General features: G+C 59.3%; 11 protein-coding genes. 2 read left to right on the forward strand and 9 right to left on the reverse strand.

Annotated elements, in window-relative coordinates; genetic code table 11:
* Positions 1-91: 91 nt before the first annotated feature.
* The 6 genes from LVJ94_17325 to LVJ94_17350 form a co-directional block, all read right to left on the reverse strand.
* Positions 92-631 (reverse strand): hypothetical protein, encoded by a 540-nt coding sequence (locus LVJ94_17325; protein ID WXB08982.1) that lies wholly within the window; start codon positions 629-631, stop codon positions 92-94.
* An 88-nt stretch (positions 632-719) separates the two neighbouring features.
* Positions 720-1,073 (reverse strand): IS66 family insertion sequence element accessory protein TnpB, encoded by a 354-nt coding sequence (tnpB, locus tag LVJ94_17330; protein WXB08983.1) that lies wholly within the window; start codon positions 1,071-1,073, stop codon positions 720-722.
* Between the two features lie 499 nt (positions 1,074-1,572).
* Positions 1,573-2,319 carry a hypothetical protein gene (locus LVJ94_17335; GenBank protein WXB10730.1) on the reverse strand — a complete coding sequence of 249 codons (747 nt, stop codon included), beginning with the start codon at positions 2,317-2,319 and terminating at the stop codon, positions 1,573-1,575.
* An 803-nt stretch (positions 2,320-3,122) separates the two neighbouring features.
* Positions 3,123-4,235, reverse strand: a complete 1,113-nt coding sequence (locus tag LVJ94_17340) for an AraC family transcriptional regulator (protein WXB08984.1) — start codon at positions 4,233-4,235, stop codon at positions 3,123-3,125.
* A gap of 513 nt (positions 4,236-4,748) precedes the next feature.
* Positions 4,749-7,100, reverse strand: a complete 2,352-nt coding sequence (locus LVJ94_17345) for a chitobiase/beta-hexosaminidase C-terminal domain-containing protein (protein ID WXB08985.1) — start codon at positions 7,098-7,100, stop codon at positions 4,749-4,751.
* Positions 7,101-7,496: 396 nt separating this feature from the next.
* The gene (locus LVJ94_17350) at positions 7,497-8,279 is read right to left on the reverse strand and encodes a hypothetical protein (protein WXB08986.1); all 783 of its coding nucleotides are present in this window, start codon (positions 8,277-8,279) and stop codon (positions 7,497-7,499) included.
* Positions 8,280-8,941: 662 nt separating this feature from the next.
* Between LVJ94_17350 and LVJ94_17355 the strand changes: the two genes are divergently transcribed.
* Positions 8,942-10,780 carry an alpha/beta fold hydrolase gene (locus LVJ94_17355; protein WXB08987.1) on the forward strand — a complete coding sequence of 613 codons (1,839 nt, stop codon included), beginning with the start codon at positions 8,942-8,944 and terminating at the stop codon, positions 10,778-10,780.
* 534 nt (positions 10,781-11,314) lie between these two features.
* On the forward strand, positions 11,315-11,647 hold the full coding sequence (locus LVJ94_17360; GenBank protein ID WXB08988.1) for a hypothetical protein: 333 nt from the start codon (positions 11,315-11,317) through the stop codon (positions 11,645-11,647).
* A 161-nt stretch (positions 11,648-11,808) separates the two neighbouring features.
* On the opposite strand, the gene LVJ94_17365 is transcribed toward LVJ94_17360, so the two are convergent.
* From LVJ94_17365 to LVJ94_17375, 3 genes are all read right to left on the reverse strand, one after another.
* Positions 11,809-12,921 (reverse strand): hypothetical protein, encoded by a 1,113-nt coding sequence (locus LVJ94_17365; protein WXB08989.1) that lies wholly within the window; start codon positions 12,919-12,921, stop codon positions 11,809-11,811.
* A 141-nt stretch (positions 12,922-13,062) separates the two neighbouring features.
* Positions 13,063-13,533, reverse strand: a complete 471-nt coding sequence (locus LVJ94_17370) for a hypothetical protein (protein WXB08990.1) — start codon at positions 13,531-13,533, stop codon at positions 13,063-13,065.
* Positions 13,534-14,362: 829 nt separating this feature from the next.
* On the reverse strand, positions 14,363-15,781 hold the full coding sequence (locus LVJ94_17375) for a nuclear transport factor 2 family protein (protein WXB08991.1): 1,419 nt from the start codon (positions 15,779-15,781) through the stop codon (positions 14,363-14,365).
* Between the last annotated feature and the right edge of the window lie 69 nt (positions 15,782-15,850).

Consider the following 15,850-nt stretch of genomic DNA (forward strand, 5'->3'; position numbering starts at 1 on the left):
AATCACGTGCGCCATCAACGTCGGCGCCGCCATGCTCTTGGGAAAGAGCGTTTTCGGGGACTCGACGACAGGAACGCTCTCGTTTCCAGCGTCATCGATTCGCTTGTATTTCGCGCGCAATGATGAATCGCACGAAAGTGCCCTTGCGATATCCGATTTGCACACTCTCGTCGAGGCCAATGATCTCGGCATTGCCCTGGAGTCCCGGGTCATGCACTTCGCAACGCTCTTCGGCCATGTCGAGTTCGCACAGGTTTCGCCGGCCTCTTCCCCTGCCTTTCGATTTCGGGGTAGCACCCGCCGATGCCGGTGGCGTGAGCTCATCTTGGTCCGTCCGGGCGAGAATGTCGGACGCACCCGAAAGAAGCTCCGTGAGCTTTTGGAGCTCCTTTCGCTTGTGCGCGAACTCCATTTCCAGTTGGTGCGCATCGACGCGCTCGGCCTTCGCGATGAAGATCCGGCGCCGGAGGCGCTCGAGCTCGGCCACCAAGGCATGGTAGGCGCTGCGTAGCTTGTCCCTTTCGCGGTCGATTTCGTCGCGCTCGCGCATCACACCGGCGAGCTTCGCTTCAAGCTCCCGAACGCGCGCCGCAAGCGACTCGTCCTGGGTTACCTCGCTGCTCGCCGTCACGCCGACCACAAGATCTATGTAGTGGGGGCGATCGCGATTGTCGACCCCATCTTGCCTCCAACCCCGGCGGGCCGGACGTACCTTTGTATCAATGCAAGGAGGGCTTCTTTTCGCGCCTCGGAGGCGACGCATCGATGTCGATCGCGTCGAGCAACGCCTCGAGCTCCGCGTCCGTCATCTCGATGCTCGCCGCATCCGGCTGGATAGGTGCGGGAACGCGAAAGCCCCCTTTGTCAAGCCTTTTCATAAAAATGCAAAGTCCCGTCCCATCGTAGAAAATCACCTTCAGGGTCGTGCGTCGTTTGCCAAAGAAGATGAACATCGCTCCGCCGCGAGGATCGTAACCCACGCGATCCTTGGCGATGCCTGCCAAACGATCGAATCCCCAACGCAGATCGATGGGCGCCACGGCCAAAAAGATCTGCATACCGTGCGGGATCATCGTGCCTCCATCAGAGCCGCGACGAGCTCGCGCAACAGCGTACGATCAAACCCCGGTCGAATTTCGATGCGCACACCTCCTAAGTCAACCGCCATGGCTGGCGCGGCAGAGGCATCGGAACGGACCACGCGTGCCAATGCCACCGTTTCGGTCTTTGCATCTCGCTCCTTCTTGCGGAGTCGGAATCGCCATTGCTGTAACGTTATCGCTGCATATCCCTGTCCCTGCGCGAATTCCTCGCAGCTCTTACCACTGGCTCTCCAGGCGGCTACCCGATCGTGCCACTTCTTCTCCGTCTCGGTCATACCACCAGGGTGAGCGCTCCCATGGCCGCACGGAAGAACGGGGCTTCACGCAGCGGGTACCTGGCTAAGTTCCTGGACGCAATGGGCATGAACGTGACCCGTGGCGCTCCGCAGTGGAACTTCCAAATGACGACCAGGATCGTAGCGACACCTGAAAGGCGCAATGGCCACGCGGCCACAGATCCGTTTACCGTTTACAGCGCGTCTCGATCAAGTGCTTTAGGCATGACGATGATACCGAGAGCCCAAAGGGTTGCTACGATGCGATGAATTTGCACGGGAAGACGTCCATGCAGATTCCCACCGCGAGAAACGTGTTCATCGAGCAACGCGCCTACTGCCGCAGGGCTTGAACCAAGGGACCCCACTAACGATTGAAGGACCTCCCCTGACGAGTTGCGAACTGGATCTTCGAGCGCTTCATTATTCATTAGTGCTGAGATTGCCTTGGTTAGATGCGCTTGCTCAGCCAAAAGCGCTTCAAGTGCGGACGGAATGGCGAGTTTGCGGTACTGTATGATTCGATTGTTGTGACAAAGCACCTCGATATATAACCGATTGAGATCCGTCATCCGCGGTTCTCCGTCTTGCACGATCACTGGACGTAAACCTGCTGGCAGCACGGGCAAGTCCGTGAGGAGCACCCCAGCGAGGAGAGGATGAGCCGTGGGCTCCGCGAGCACAATCCTGCCGAATCGAGTTAGCCGGTCGCCACGAACGATGACATTTGGATCATCGTATCTATTGGCAGCGAAATCCACGGCCCCGAAGATCGACTCGTCGAAGAGTCCCCCTGAAACGGGGAGAAGATTCGTCGTGTCGTACGTGGCCGTGCAGCGAACAATACCGGGAGCGCTACGCTGCAAGTCGTGCTTGGGAATGGGAGCGAAAATGACGTACCTTGGCGTTAGTGTGAGAATAGTTGGAGTAATCGGTAACATCGACATCATGGTTTCGAAGGAGGGAAGAATCGAAATTGTGTGTGTCATCGGACGGGACGGCGCGGGCATCGCTCGACATGACCTCAGCCTGGGTTGCACGGCCCGCTTGAATGAATCTTGCTAATATGGACTGGAACGACAGCCGTTGTCAGCATACTGAACGCACTACTCGGCGCCCTTCTCATTTTGTATCATTGTGTATCTATTGATGGTTGACTCCCCGCCTACTCAAGGGAGGCGCGCGACCATCAATTCCGGAGCACCTGGGGATGACATGCCTGCCGGAGCTTCGGCACACCCTTACCCCGCTGCACCGTTGTGTGCGTCGCTTGTCAAAAGTCCAGCAACATCTTCTTTCGCAAAACTGCCCGCGGTTCGTATGACTGTCGACCGCGCGATGTCGAGCTCCTCGGCCACCTTCGAACTGTTTCGCTCCAGTGCGAGCCGGGCGACCGGGTGAAAACGGATTTTTGATGACGCCGTGAATTGGTATGAGCAAGCCGCCGAGTGCAAACGCGTCGCCGTGCTCAGATCGCACTTCATCATCCAAGCTGATCAACTGCCGTCGCTCCGGACGGCTCATTCGCGGTATCTGGGTCATGCGGGTTTCTCGCGGTTTGAGGTTTGTCGACTTCCAAACCCCGAGGCGAGCCCGCCTATTTCCATCTGCAAAGCGTCGCATTGAAAATCATGTGCGGCGATTTTAGAACGGATAATGCGGTCCGCGGTCCAATCGTATGCGTCACCTGCTCATGCCAGCGTCAAGAGCGCGCGACCCTTTTGGGCAAAGGTTCAGCCTACTACTATTGCTCCACGAGCGATTCGACGGCTTTAGCAGCGATCCTGGCTCTTCGATACTGCGCCGGTGTATAACCTGTCCAGCGCCGAAATGCGCGTGCGAATGACCTAACTTCAGCGTAGCCAAGACGCTGGGCGACATCACTGACCCGTAAGCGCGGGTCGCCCAGGTAAAGAAGGGAAAGCTCACGCCGGACATCGTCGACCATGCTGTAAAAAATGGTCCCTGACATTTCGAGGCGTCGCTGCAACGTTCGCACACTCGTGCGGTGGAATTCTGCCGCATGCTCTATGCTTGGATTTTTGCCACGCTTCAAAGTATCGACTATGTAAGGCCGCACTAATGCACTGTAATCGCGCTGATCCTGGTCTGGCCAGTCGAGAATTGGCGTTAACCGGCCGGGGGCCGGTTGTAAGTGAATTTCTGTTAAGCTATCCAGAAATTCCAAAAGATCTGCATCAGCAGTAAGGATGGGAGCGTCCAATACTTCGGCCGCAAAGATGAGCATGTTCGCATCGCCAGCGAATTCGACGCGATCGATCCCGAAAAAATTCTTCAGTTCAAGTGTTCCGGACGATCGCGAATGTGCAAAGGTGACACGTTTGGGAACGATTGCCTCCCCCGTTAGCTCTCGGACCATCTTTAAGAGCACCGCCATCGTGAACTCATGTCCGTGCCTACCGATGCCCAGCGGGTCACCCTTAATTCGATGGGTCACAAACAACTCGCCTCGTCGCACTTTCGCATCGAAAGGGGAAAGGTTGCTTATCAGTCGTTGATACTTCGCGAGTCGCTGAATGGCGTCTCTAACAGTCGGCACGCTACGTACAGCAAAGTCCAGCACGCCAAAGCTGCCACGTTTCTGACGAATCGCTGTATGCAACCCCAGGAGTGAATCATCAATGATGGTTTCCGCTGCTTCGGTGAAGTTGCGAGTCGCGCTGGAGGAGGCAGTGTGCAACGCGTTCGCATGTAAGCCAACCGGAAGACAGAATGCTCGTTCGAGCCGCTCTGAATCCCCGCCCACGGCGCGCACATGAGCGAGCACCTTTGGAATAATGAATGAAGCCGTAGTAACCCCCTCGGGTGTAGTACACTTCTTGCGTGCAGCCACCATGTCGAAATACACTTCTATTTTTTGCGAACGTCAGGACGAATATTGAGCACGCCGATATTGCACGCGACGGCAAACATGAAAGTCGTGCGGCCCCGACGGCGGGAATTCGCTGCACCCCCAAGCGGCGCTCGAGGGCCTTTTGCAGCATGGGGTTAGCCTCGATAAAACAGCGCAGTGAACGAGAAGGTAAACGGCCCGATGTCGATCGGGCCGCTTCGTGCCCCCGTCCCCCTGGAGGAACGTTCATGAAGAATCTGGCGAGTGCCCAGTGCGTGAGCCTCACGCAGCAATTCGGCGCGCGCCGAGCGAAACGTCACCCACCTCACGGGTGGAGCGATTGGAGTGCGCGGGTACGTTACGAATTTTGCTCATGCGCATCGTGCCGCCAATCGCCACCCTCATGGAGCTATGTCCAGGGGTTTTCGCCAGCCTCATTGGCCAGCCATTCGCCAGGATCAATGTGCCGTCGCGACCAAAGCTTCAGGGCGCACGCCTTTTTTTGAGACACGAGTGTTAATTGCAAGTGCCCGTACCACCGTTGTCGTGAATGTGGACCTCGCCCGTGTAGCCGCCGGACCTAAGTCGCTCGGCAAGTTTGGTGGGCTGGCACATAGGCAGCGATGCATTGTCCGAGACGAAGTATTTACCACCGAGTTGCGTCAGCCGCGAGACCTCATTGACGCGTGTGAGGGCTTCGTTGTTCATGATTATGAAATGCATGCCGATCGACTTCAGTGCCTCGAATCCGCTGAGATCTCGGAGCGCCGGGCAATTCTCGATGTCCAGCGAGCCCCCGATTGCCTCCAAGGAACGGAACCCAGACAGGCTACGCAAAGACTTTTCGGTCACTATGACATCGAGGTCAACCGTGGTTAGCGCTCCAAAGCCATCGATGGATTCGAGGATGGGATTGTTCTCGATGGTAAGCGACCCTTGGACATGTCCAACTGCGGCGGGGCCTTTGACCTTCTTTAGCACGTCGTTGAACGCAATAGTGATTCCGCCGTTCATTTGGGTAAGCGCACCAAAGCCATCGATCTCGGTCAACGCTTTATTTCCGATGATTTCTAACGTATCGCCATACGGGTCGTCGCCGGTGAGCAGCGCTAATTTGTCGAGACCGTGAAAATTTTCGAGCGTCGATTCATGCACTCGGAGTGCGCTTGCCGTGATCAGGTTTTCAAGACCGGTCAGATTGACGAGGCCCGTCGTCCCCAACACCACCAGTGGACCGTCGATGCGCGTCAACTGTTCGAAGCCCTTCATGTTCGCCATGCCGAGATGGCCGGAAAGACCCAGGCCACCGACGCGGGACAGGTTGCGAAAACCCTGAAAGGACGTCAGTGCCGGCACGTTGTCCATCGAGAGATACATCACAACCCTTTCGAGATTCTCTAGATTTATATCCGAGAGCTCTGGCATGCTTTCGATGCTGAGGTGTTCCCGAATCGTAGTGATGTGGGGGGGAGCCACGAAGCGCTTCGTTTTTGGATTGCGCCGCACATAGAAACCGAGACCCAAATCGCGCAGGCTGGCGAACCCTGCGATGCTCTCCAGCGCTCGGTTGTCCTCAAACACAACGCTTGAACCAATCGTGCTCAGTCGGGGCATTCCGTCAAACTGGACCAGGTCGGTGTTCTTGACCTTCAGAGATCCAGCGATACCGCGCAGCGATGCCAGACCATCGACATTGGTAAGAGCAGGATTACCGATTACAAGCAGGTCCTGTCCAACTTGTGTGAGGGACTCGAGGCCATGCATTGACTGCAGTACTTCCGCGTCGGTGTGCACACGCAAGGAACCGCCCACACGAGTGAGATGGCTTAACGATGCCAGGTCGACGACATCCCTGGCTGAAATGTCCAGGTCGCCGGAAATTTCCTTGCAGCGGGTGAGTGCTTCAAGTTCGGCGCGACGGGTAACCTTGAAGTCACCTATACAGACCTCGCCCGAGTATTTCGTCGATACGTCTTCCCCCGTGGCATAGTTCTCCTTGCACGTGAGCGCACGGATGGTCGTGTCTCTCGTGAATGAGGGCAACGTCCCGCTCTCGTTGAAGGTCAGCGGACTCTCACAGCCGGGAGCTGTCCCATCTGTCGTGTAATGAATGACGCCGCCCTTGGTCGTGGTGGTGAGCGTCACGGGGACCGGGTGCGCGGGGTCATAGTTCGAGGCCGGCGGATCGAAGGCGGGCTTATCTGCGGTCAGTGTGTACTTGGCGTGTGTCTCCGAAGATTCGTGCATGCCCCCCGCGCACGCGACGGCGCGAAGCTGCGTGTTCGTTTTGGTGATTTGAATCGGTGAGCCATCGTTCCGAAGCCCCATCGAGCAGCGAGGTTGGTCCGAACAAGCGGGCGCCGATCCATCGAGCGTGTAACAAAACGTTGCGCCGGCAGTACCGCTGGTAAGGGTGACGAGCACGTCGTTCGAGTAATCGCCGGAGTTCGGCTCGAACTGCACTGGCTGGACGATTCCGGGTCGAGTGTTCACCACGTAGGTCGCCGTTCGAACCTCCGAATCCTGGGAACCTGCTTTGCGCGCGATAGCCCTCAGCGTTACGCTTTTGGCGATATTGAGCGGCGAGCTGTAAATGGGCGAAGTGGCATCGGGCCGCGTACCGTCCAATGTGTAATGAGTAACCGCCCCTGCCGTCGAGGTAACGATAATAACGTTCAGCGGTACATCGAACGTCCCCCCGCCGGGCTGGAATTCTGGGCTAGCAATAGCCTGTTGGGCAGAATTCGCATCCGGTCCCACATCCGCTCGGCTCTCATTCGATCCGTCGCCGCATCCGGTGGTCGCGACGCTCGCACTCGAGGCCAGAACGATGAACAGCAATTCTCGCCACTTCAAAAATCTACTCATTTGTTTCTACTCTTTTTCTAACTAGAAAGTTCGTCAATTCGTGTGCCACTGCTTCTGCATGTCAAATGCAGCACCAAGCATGTAACCGTCATTGTTTCTTTCACATCGCCGATCCCCATCCGTCGCTACCCGGGTATTCAACGAGAGGCAGTGAGATCTCAGTGGATGAGCGATTCATCCGACTTTCGTGCGCGGGTGCCGCGTAGTTGCGCGCGAGGCTATCCATAAATTGCGACCGAAGAATGGTACTTTGTTCGGAACAGCCCGCAGACTTTCTAGCACCTGCCAGCTGAAGCGCCGTCACCGACGGTAACGATTTGTATCAGTCTGTATCTCGTGCATAGTCGTGGCTCTGATGCTAAGCGAGGCGCTTCGAATATCCGGGCCGCCAACCCCTCATCTACCGACCCAGTGTTGCACCTGTCGAATAAATTTCTGAAGTAGCCCTGTCACGAGCATACGAAGTGTGCCGAGCGCGAGCGGCTGTGGACGGTCCTTTGGGGTCGCCTGGCCCATAGACCCAGATATCTTCGCGATTCGCCCCTGCTCGTCGTACTCAATGACAAAATTCGCATCGCTACGCGTGACTTTCATCGCCGATGAAGTTTCAACGAGCGCAAATCCAAGTCGCCGCAAGAAAGAGCGGATGCACTCTCTCGGGTCGGCGTGTGTGAAGGCCGGCAGGTCGAGAATGATGCCTTGGAGGTATGCCAAGGGCAACTGCTCGAGTTCCAGGCGAAGGTCCTTGAGAAGCATGAACGCGGCCCCCCCATCATAGGAGCCAACAAACACCGGATAGCCGCCCACGAGTTCCGCCGAAACGTATGCGAGCTCATTGGGATTTACCCGGTCGGCCAGAATCTCCGTCTCGGCGAAGACGGCTTGCCCGAACTGTTTACCCCACGCTCGGAGGGCATTGGCTGATCCGAGAGAAGCGCTCCACGCCATTGCCCCGGGATTGGCCCAGGCCCATAGAAACGTTTTCGTCTTAAAGGAAAAGGTACCCAAAATCTCGACGCGAAACGTCGTGCTTCCGAGTTGTAGCTCGCCGCGTTCGAGATCTGCGGTCCACGGTTTGCCATCTCGCAGGTCCTCGAGCATTCGGGCGCGCGCACGGCCGGCTAAAACGTGCTCGACGACATTGGCTTTATAGTCGCTCAGCGACGAATTAATATCCATTTTGGAGTTACCACATCATTGATGTTCAAAAAATTGGATGTTGTGTTTGGTCCGACGATCCATGTGCAAGGCTTTACCTGGTAGATCGAACACCGCGATCGGCAAGCTCGAGGTGTCAGACCCGCCACGCGATCGCACTGCAAGGTCGACCGCGTATGTATAACGGCTGCGCTGTGCTACAAGGACAAGAGACGCCAATATCGAGGGGTCATTTGGTGCCTTGTAAACATTTGCCGGAACCTCGAGCACTCTTCGCCGCGCACGATCCGATCGATAGAGATGTCGGAGCGTCGGGGCTGACGCGTAGAGATGTAGCCGCTCAGTTTGGCATGAGTTGTCCTCTGCTCAATGGCACGCCATGTCCTTGTTGAGGAGCGAAGCCGAGCTATAGATCCGCGCTGGTCTGCCACGGTGGTCATTGGCTCGCCGCCAGAGGCGGCGTCAGGACGAGCCGTCGGATTGCAGTTCTTTTCATTGAAACTCATGACGTGATCTTTACGGGCTAAAGCAATATTGGAAGTGGCGCGTACACCTCGGTCGAGAGCGCCTGAGCGATGCGGAACACAATGTTCGTTCCTGACGCGCGGAGCGATTCTTCGTTGAGGGCAGGTTTTTTTTCCAGTGGTTGTGATTCCTCACGATCCTCAGGGGAGGCAGGAGATATGTTGAACAATCCAAATCGTATAGAGCTGGGAGCCATCGCAGCGACCATCGAATCCATCGCCCACAACGTCGATCGACGCCGATGGGAGGAGGTGCAGAATGCCTTTGCCGCCCGTGTGGTCCTCGATTACGGAAGTCCCGACCTTCTGCTTCCCGAGGACATCGTGGCGCGCTGGAAGCCGTTGCTGAGCGCGTTCGACGCGACGGAGCATGCCCTTTCCAACGTGTCCATCGCGTGGGTCGACGCCGATCTGGCGCGCGTGAAATCGACGTTTCGCGCCACGCATCAATTGCGGGGGGCCGAGGGGGGCGATACCTGGGTACTCACCGGGCGCTACGACCACGAACTTGTGCGGACGGCACGAGGTTGGAAAGTGTCTCGCATGCGCATGATTCCCGTCGAATCGTCGGGCAATACGCGGTTGCTGGAGCACGCCCGGACGAAAGCGGGCTTGCCTCCACCGGCGCCGGCCGAGGTGCGCGTGGAACACCTGACGTTCGACAGCCATGGCACGCGTCTGGTCGGCGTGCTGCGTCTTCCGGCAAACGCCACGACGAAACTGCCCGCGGTGCTGGTGACCGGATCGTGGACGACGGTCAAAGAGCAAATGCCCGCCGTGTACGCCGAGCGTCTCGCCGCCGCTGGCTATGCCGCGCTCACTTTCGATTTCCGCGGCTTCGGCGAAAGCGTGCCGGTCGCGGAAGCGCGTCGCCCCGAAGACGTGCCCGCCCATTTTGAGTCTCCGTCGCGAAAGGTCGAGGACATTCGCGCCGCCGTGGATGCCTTGTCGAATCTCGACGCGGTCGACGCCCAGCGCATCGGGCTGGTGGCGGTCTGCGCCAGCTCCGGCTATGCGGCCGTCGAATCGGCGGACGATGCGCGCGTGCGCTCCTTGGTCTTCATTGCTCCGTGGTTGCACGACGGGGAGTTGGTTCGCGCCATCTATGGCGGCGAAGAAGGCGTGAAGACGCGCACGGAGGCCGGCCTCGCCGCCGAACGCGAATACCGCGAAACCCAGCGGCCCGCGTACGTTCCCGCCGCAAGCGCCACCGACACGTCGGCCGCCATGGGCAATTTCGAATATTACCTGAGCGCGCGGCGCGCCGGCATTCCCCAATGGGGAAATCGATTCGCCGTCATGTCGTGGCCGGGCTGGCTCGGCTTCGATGCGGCGCAGATCGCAGCGGCGCGCATCCGTGCACCGACACGTTTCGTGCACAGCGAGGCGGGCGCGGTCCCCGATGGCGTGCGCCGCTTCGCCAGCCGCATGGTCGCACCGCACGACATTCAGTGGCTCACGGGCCCCTCACAGTTCGACTTTTACGACGATCCTCTGACCGTTGATCGCTCCGTGCAATTGGCAATCGACCATTTGCAGCGAACCCTCGGCGCGGCAGGGGCCGAACAGGATGCGCATACCCGGCGCGAGCAACGTGCCGTGATCCAGCGATTCCTCGCGCGGCTCGAGGCCTTCGACATTGCCGGCGCGGCCGGTCTTTTTGCCGAGAATGGCGTTCAGATCATGCCGTACGCTCCCACGGAGCTTCTGCCGCGGAGGCTGGAAGGTCGCACGGCGATTCGCAATCAGTACAACGGGATGCCGGCCAACTTCGTATCTGCGCGATTCCTCGATTTGGTCATCCACGACATGGTCGACCCTCATCGCCTTTTCGTCACGTTCCGGGGCGAAATCGAGCTTCGCGCCGGCGGCAGGTACGACAATACGTATGCGGGCCTTTTCGTATTCCGCGGCAACGAGATAATCGAGTACCATGAGTACTTCGATCCCATCCTTTTCCGAAACGCGTTCTCGTCTAAACCCCGAGGCAACGATTGAACCAACGGGCCGACGGCGCTCACGCGTAAGCACGTCGCATTTGTCCGCTAACCGCTGCGCGGTACCAGCACCAGCTGATCACGGCGGGCAAAAAGAAAGGGGGGCTTTCTTCACACCATCGCGAACCCTGCACGGGTGGCAATCGATCCTTCACTTACGTCGTTGGTGACCCGGGGGGCTTGGTCCGCTTGCCACCTCCGCAGTGTTTAGCACGGACGAGAATCACTGATGAATTTCCGCTTCCACTGCGAGGTTTGCGGCAAAGAGATCTCGCCCTTAGAGATCTGCGGCAAGCTAGAACCGATCCGGCTTTTTCCGGTGGGTCGAGCCGCCGATCGGGGGGACGACGAGATCAGGCTTTATGGCTTCGGGCGCATCTTTCCTAACGGCCGGGTCAGCCCCTTCCACTAGGCGCCGGTCATCGACGAGAAAACCTTCAGCGGGGCCGAGTCGGCCCCCCGTGGTGCTCCACTTGCCGCGAATGCCCGGCAAGCTGATCCAAGCGACGTCTACGCTTGTCGCCCGCGGCGTCCAGTGTTGTTTCGCCGGGTCAGCATCGTCGAGACGCCCCTGGTGTGCCTCGACTTCATCGAAAACTTCGACAGCGATAAGTCCGCTCACAAACTCAAGGCGGAGGCGCGCACGCTCGACGGCCGCTGGCTCGGTAATGCGGAGCGCCGCTTCGAAAACGTCGAATGGATTGCCCGCGCCGATTTCACGGTGGCGGACATCATGATAGCCTGCGTACTGCGGAGCACCCGCAAGACCGACCTGATGAAGCCCTTCCGACGCAAACAGGGCGCCGTGCGCACTATCTTGGCGTGCGAAAAACGGCTTCGATCTCAGCCCATCGCGCTGCGGTCGTGAATCTTGAGGCAATCTACGGCGAGGAGCTCACCTTTGCCGCATAATCGCCGGCGAATCGAACTATTTGGATTTCGCTGGGGAGGGACATTACGAATACCGCACCTCATCGGCCTCGACGCGCTTGTTTGTTAGTTGGATATTGATAGCGTTTGACAGTCTTATCATGGGCAGCCCATTTCGGCATCTGAGCCCGAAGGGAAGGCGGCCAGGACATTATCGATGGCACGTCTGCCTCCTGTCGACAGGTATTCGCGGAGCCATGTCAATTTGCGGGCAATGCCCAGTTCGCCGGTTTTGCCCGTGGCCAGGTAAGGCTCGTAGGCATTGGCTACTTGGAGCTCGGCGAGCGTTGAGAAGTCTTCTTCCGAGAGGGCGTTCGAGATCCCATGGGCAGGCTCGAAGAATTCAACCTCCCTGACCGGCGCTCCAGCGTCGCGCGTCCCGCGAGCGAATGGGCACGCAGTCATTAGGCTGTATAGGACGATCCAGCGGTCGGTCTTCTCCCCCACCATGCGCTGCACGCGCGCTCGGTCGCCCGCAGCGTTGTAATCGAGCAGATCAATGACGTTGAACTCCGTGCCATAGATAGCGTGAAAGAGTCCGACGAAAGCTACCTCGTCGGGGTGACCCCATTGGCGAAGGAGCTCGTACACGCCTATGAAATGGTCCATGCACATCGCGACAGAGTGGTCGACCTTCTCGAGCTGGAGGTCGAGCATAAACATTTTGAGCCGTGGCTCGAGGTCTGCGACGCGTAAGCGTTTCAGCGCTTGAACGCGGCGCTCGTTGAAGTACGCGAGCGCAGCAGAATCGCGAAGCGCAGTTCGATAGCTCATGGCTACTGTCGGCGCGCGACGCAAGATGTTCGGGTTGGTGTTGAGCACGGAGACAAACGCGTCGGCGTCTATGTTTTCGGCGATTCGTTGTTCGATAAGCGCTTGGACGCTGCCCTCCGTTGCCTCACCATCGTCGGGCTCGTCTGTGCTCGAGCCGCCGCAGCCAAGGATGGTGATATACGAAACGAGCTGCATAAAGGCACGACGATCCATCTCCTTATTATGGCCCCGACCCGCCCTTCGATCCGATACTTCGTGTACCGATGCGTATCCGTTTGTACGGTCGAGCGTGGCGGCCGTCTGGTTGGCTTGAGGAATCAGGAGGATGAGCCGCTTCAGCTCGGCGGCGCACTGGTAACCCTGCACACGGTCCGTTCTTTCGCGACGATGACGTTCGTCCGCATTGGACCAGCACGCGATAAGCTCGGCAGAGCTCATCCCACGCTGGCGCGATGTCTCGTCGAAGCAAACGACGGGGCGCTTCTCGTCGGGTGGCGCAGCGAAGAACGTCCTGTAGACGGCATATCGGAGAGCTTACTTTGTCTGGCTTGCCACAAGCACACATTGATGACGCAGCAGTTATGTGGCGTCTCTACACACGCCAAAATCATTCGCGGGGGCGAGATTTGCGAAGGCTTCCGAAACGTCGAGGAAGGACGGCGCCGGTCGCGCTCGTTCTCGCACCTCCGAACTCGAGAAGCCCAGCGACATGAGAAAGCGGTGCTCGCGTTCCTCCGTGCGGCGACGTAGCGCGCTGACCCCGGGAAGGTTCGCGACGCGTAGCAAGATGGCCAGCGCGTCGGCGCACAGTCCATCCTCGAGCGCTTCGCAAACAGCTCTTGGTGGAGCGTCTCGCCCGACATCGCTTATGGTGAAAGCCTCGATGACGGCATCGACGACGCAATCGAGCTGCCACCCATGGTGAATAACCTCCGCGGGTTCAAGCGGTTCAATGTCCGCCGTTAGGATTCTGCCGTCGTCGGAGGGGACGGTGATCGGACGCGGACGGGCCCACGCGCCTTGCTCGAGAAGAATGAGGTAGTCGGCCACGTGAGACGAGCCGACCCGGACAATCACCCCCCGATCGCTGCCCTCGTACGTCGGAAAGGTGTCGGGAAATTGCTGCTCCGTTCGCAGTCGCCAAGTCGCGAAAAGCAAGGGTGCCGAGAACAGAGGGAGCACGGGCAATAGGGCCTCGGTCAGCGCGCCGAGAAGCGCCGCCTGATCGTCGCGGTGGAGGGGCTTGGAGTGCGGACGGACGACAGTGGGACGGGTTACCTCGATCCATCGATTTACGTGTTTCGTGCCTGCGCGGCAAAGTCGGAGATGACCCAGATCGGCCGACGCTCATCTTCTCGGTGCGCGGCGTGGGCTACATGCTGGCGCTGAACTACCAAGAGGACGATCCGCAAGCGGACAGTGCTGGATGAAGACGGGGCGGATGGATACCATCGATACATTCGTTTCGTTCGAGGTACGTACCTCCCCGATCTGACGCGGCCTCGACCAGACCGCCTTAGAGAGGACGTCCCGCCGCGCTCGGCGACCGGTGGGCAATCGACTCGATCACGATCGAGTGCGCGCGCGAGCTCGGCGGCATCGGCGGCGGTGTCTTACGCGATGTACTGCTGCGCGAAATCCCATCGTCCTCCAAAAGGAGATGTACGCCTTGCGGCGCTGCCCGGTGCGATGGTCGCTCTCGGATTCCCATTCGCGCTCCGCCCGGGCGCGTCTCCTCGCTTGGCGCCGCTTTTAACTGCAGCATCCGCGTCTTGCACTCTGGCGGCACTGGAATGCCCCTATTGCCGGCGGGGAGAGCTGAAGGGATGCCCCCGGCATGTACGTCGAGCGGCGCTTAATGCGATACGCGGGGCGATTCTCATTTTGCTGCCGCGCTTCGGACCAGCGTGCGCTCCAGGTGTTCGAGCGCGAGGACGATCGCGCGGTCGATGGTTCGTTGGTCATCGTAAAAGTCGAACTGCGTTGGACCGTCCAGCCATTGCACATCATGCGGTGCCGTCATGCGTTGCGTGAAGCGCCGCACCCCTTCGGGGACCGCTCCGGTTTCACTATGCACGAATCGCGTGGGTGCTCGCACGCGTGCCGCCGCAGCCTGACTCGGATCGAAGGTGAGCCAACCTGGCCACGACATGAGGGCAAATCGATTCCCCCACTGCGGAATACCCCCTCGCGCCGGGCTCAGATAATATTCGAAGTCCCCCATCGCGGCCGACGGATCCGTGCCGCTCGCTGCCGCCACGTACGAAATGGACCGGCTATCCTCGTATTCGCGCTCTGCGGCAAGCCCGAGATTCATGCGCTCGCGAACCCCAGATTCACCCCCATAGATGGCCCGAACGAGCTCCGGATCGTGGAGCCATGGTGCTACCAGGACCAGCGAGCGCACACGCGCGTCATCGGCCGACTCCAATGCCGCATAACCGGTGCTCGCACAGACGGCGAGCAAGCCGATCCGCTGGAAATCGACCAGCGGATTCGCGGATAGCGCATCCACGGCCGCGTGAATGTCCTCGACCTTTCGAAGCGGTGACTCGAAATAGCGGGGCAGATCGCTCGGCTTGGCGTCGCCCGTGGCGGGAACACTTTCGCCGAAGCCTCGGAAATCGAAGGTGAATGCGGCAAAGCCTGCCGCGGCGAGACGCTCCGCGTAGGCCGCGGGCATTTGCTCTTTGACGGTAGTCCACGAGCCAGTCACCACGACGGCGGGCAGACGCGACGCGGGCGTGGCCTGCACCGGAACGCGCAGCACGCCAACGAGTTGCGTACCGTGGCTTTCGAACCGAATGTGTTCCACTCGGAAACTGGCCGGCGCCGGTGTCGGTAGATTCGCCCGGGCGCGTGCGCCATCGATGAGTCGTCCATTGCCCGTCGACTCTCCCGGGACCATCCGCATGCGTGAAACCTTCCACCCGGAAGCCGTGCGTACGAGCTCATGCTCGTAGCGGCCGGTAAGCACCCACGTGTCACCTCCTTCGGCTTGCAGCAAGCGATGTGTAGACCGAAAATGGGATTTCACACGGGCCAAATCGGCGTCGACCCACTCGACGACAGGGTCCGAAACGACGTGCTCCGTGCTATCGAAGGCGCCAAGCAGTGGCCGCCACCTATCCACGATCTGGTCGGGGAGGAGGAGCTCCGGGGTGCCGTAGTCGAACACCACCCGTGCGGCAAAGGCATTTCGTACCTCGTCCCAGCGGCGTGCGTCGGCGCCGCGTCCGATGGTCTCGATGGTTTGCGTGATCTCACGGTGGTCGGCGTGGCGTTGATCGTTCGACATATCTCCTGCCTGTGATGGTTGCGTTGGGCCGCAACCGAGCGAAGCCGAGAGCATGAGCGCTCCCAGGGT

It is taken from the genome of Sorangiineae bacterium MSr11367 (assembly GCA_037157805.1).
Taxonomy (GTDB): domain Bacteria; phylum Myxococcota_A; class Polyangia; order Polyangiales; family Polyangiaceae; genus Pendulispora; species Pendulispora rubella.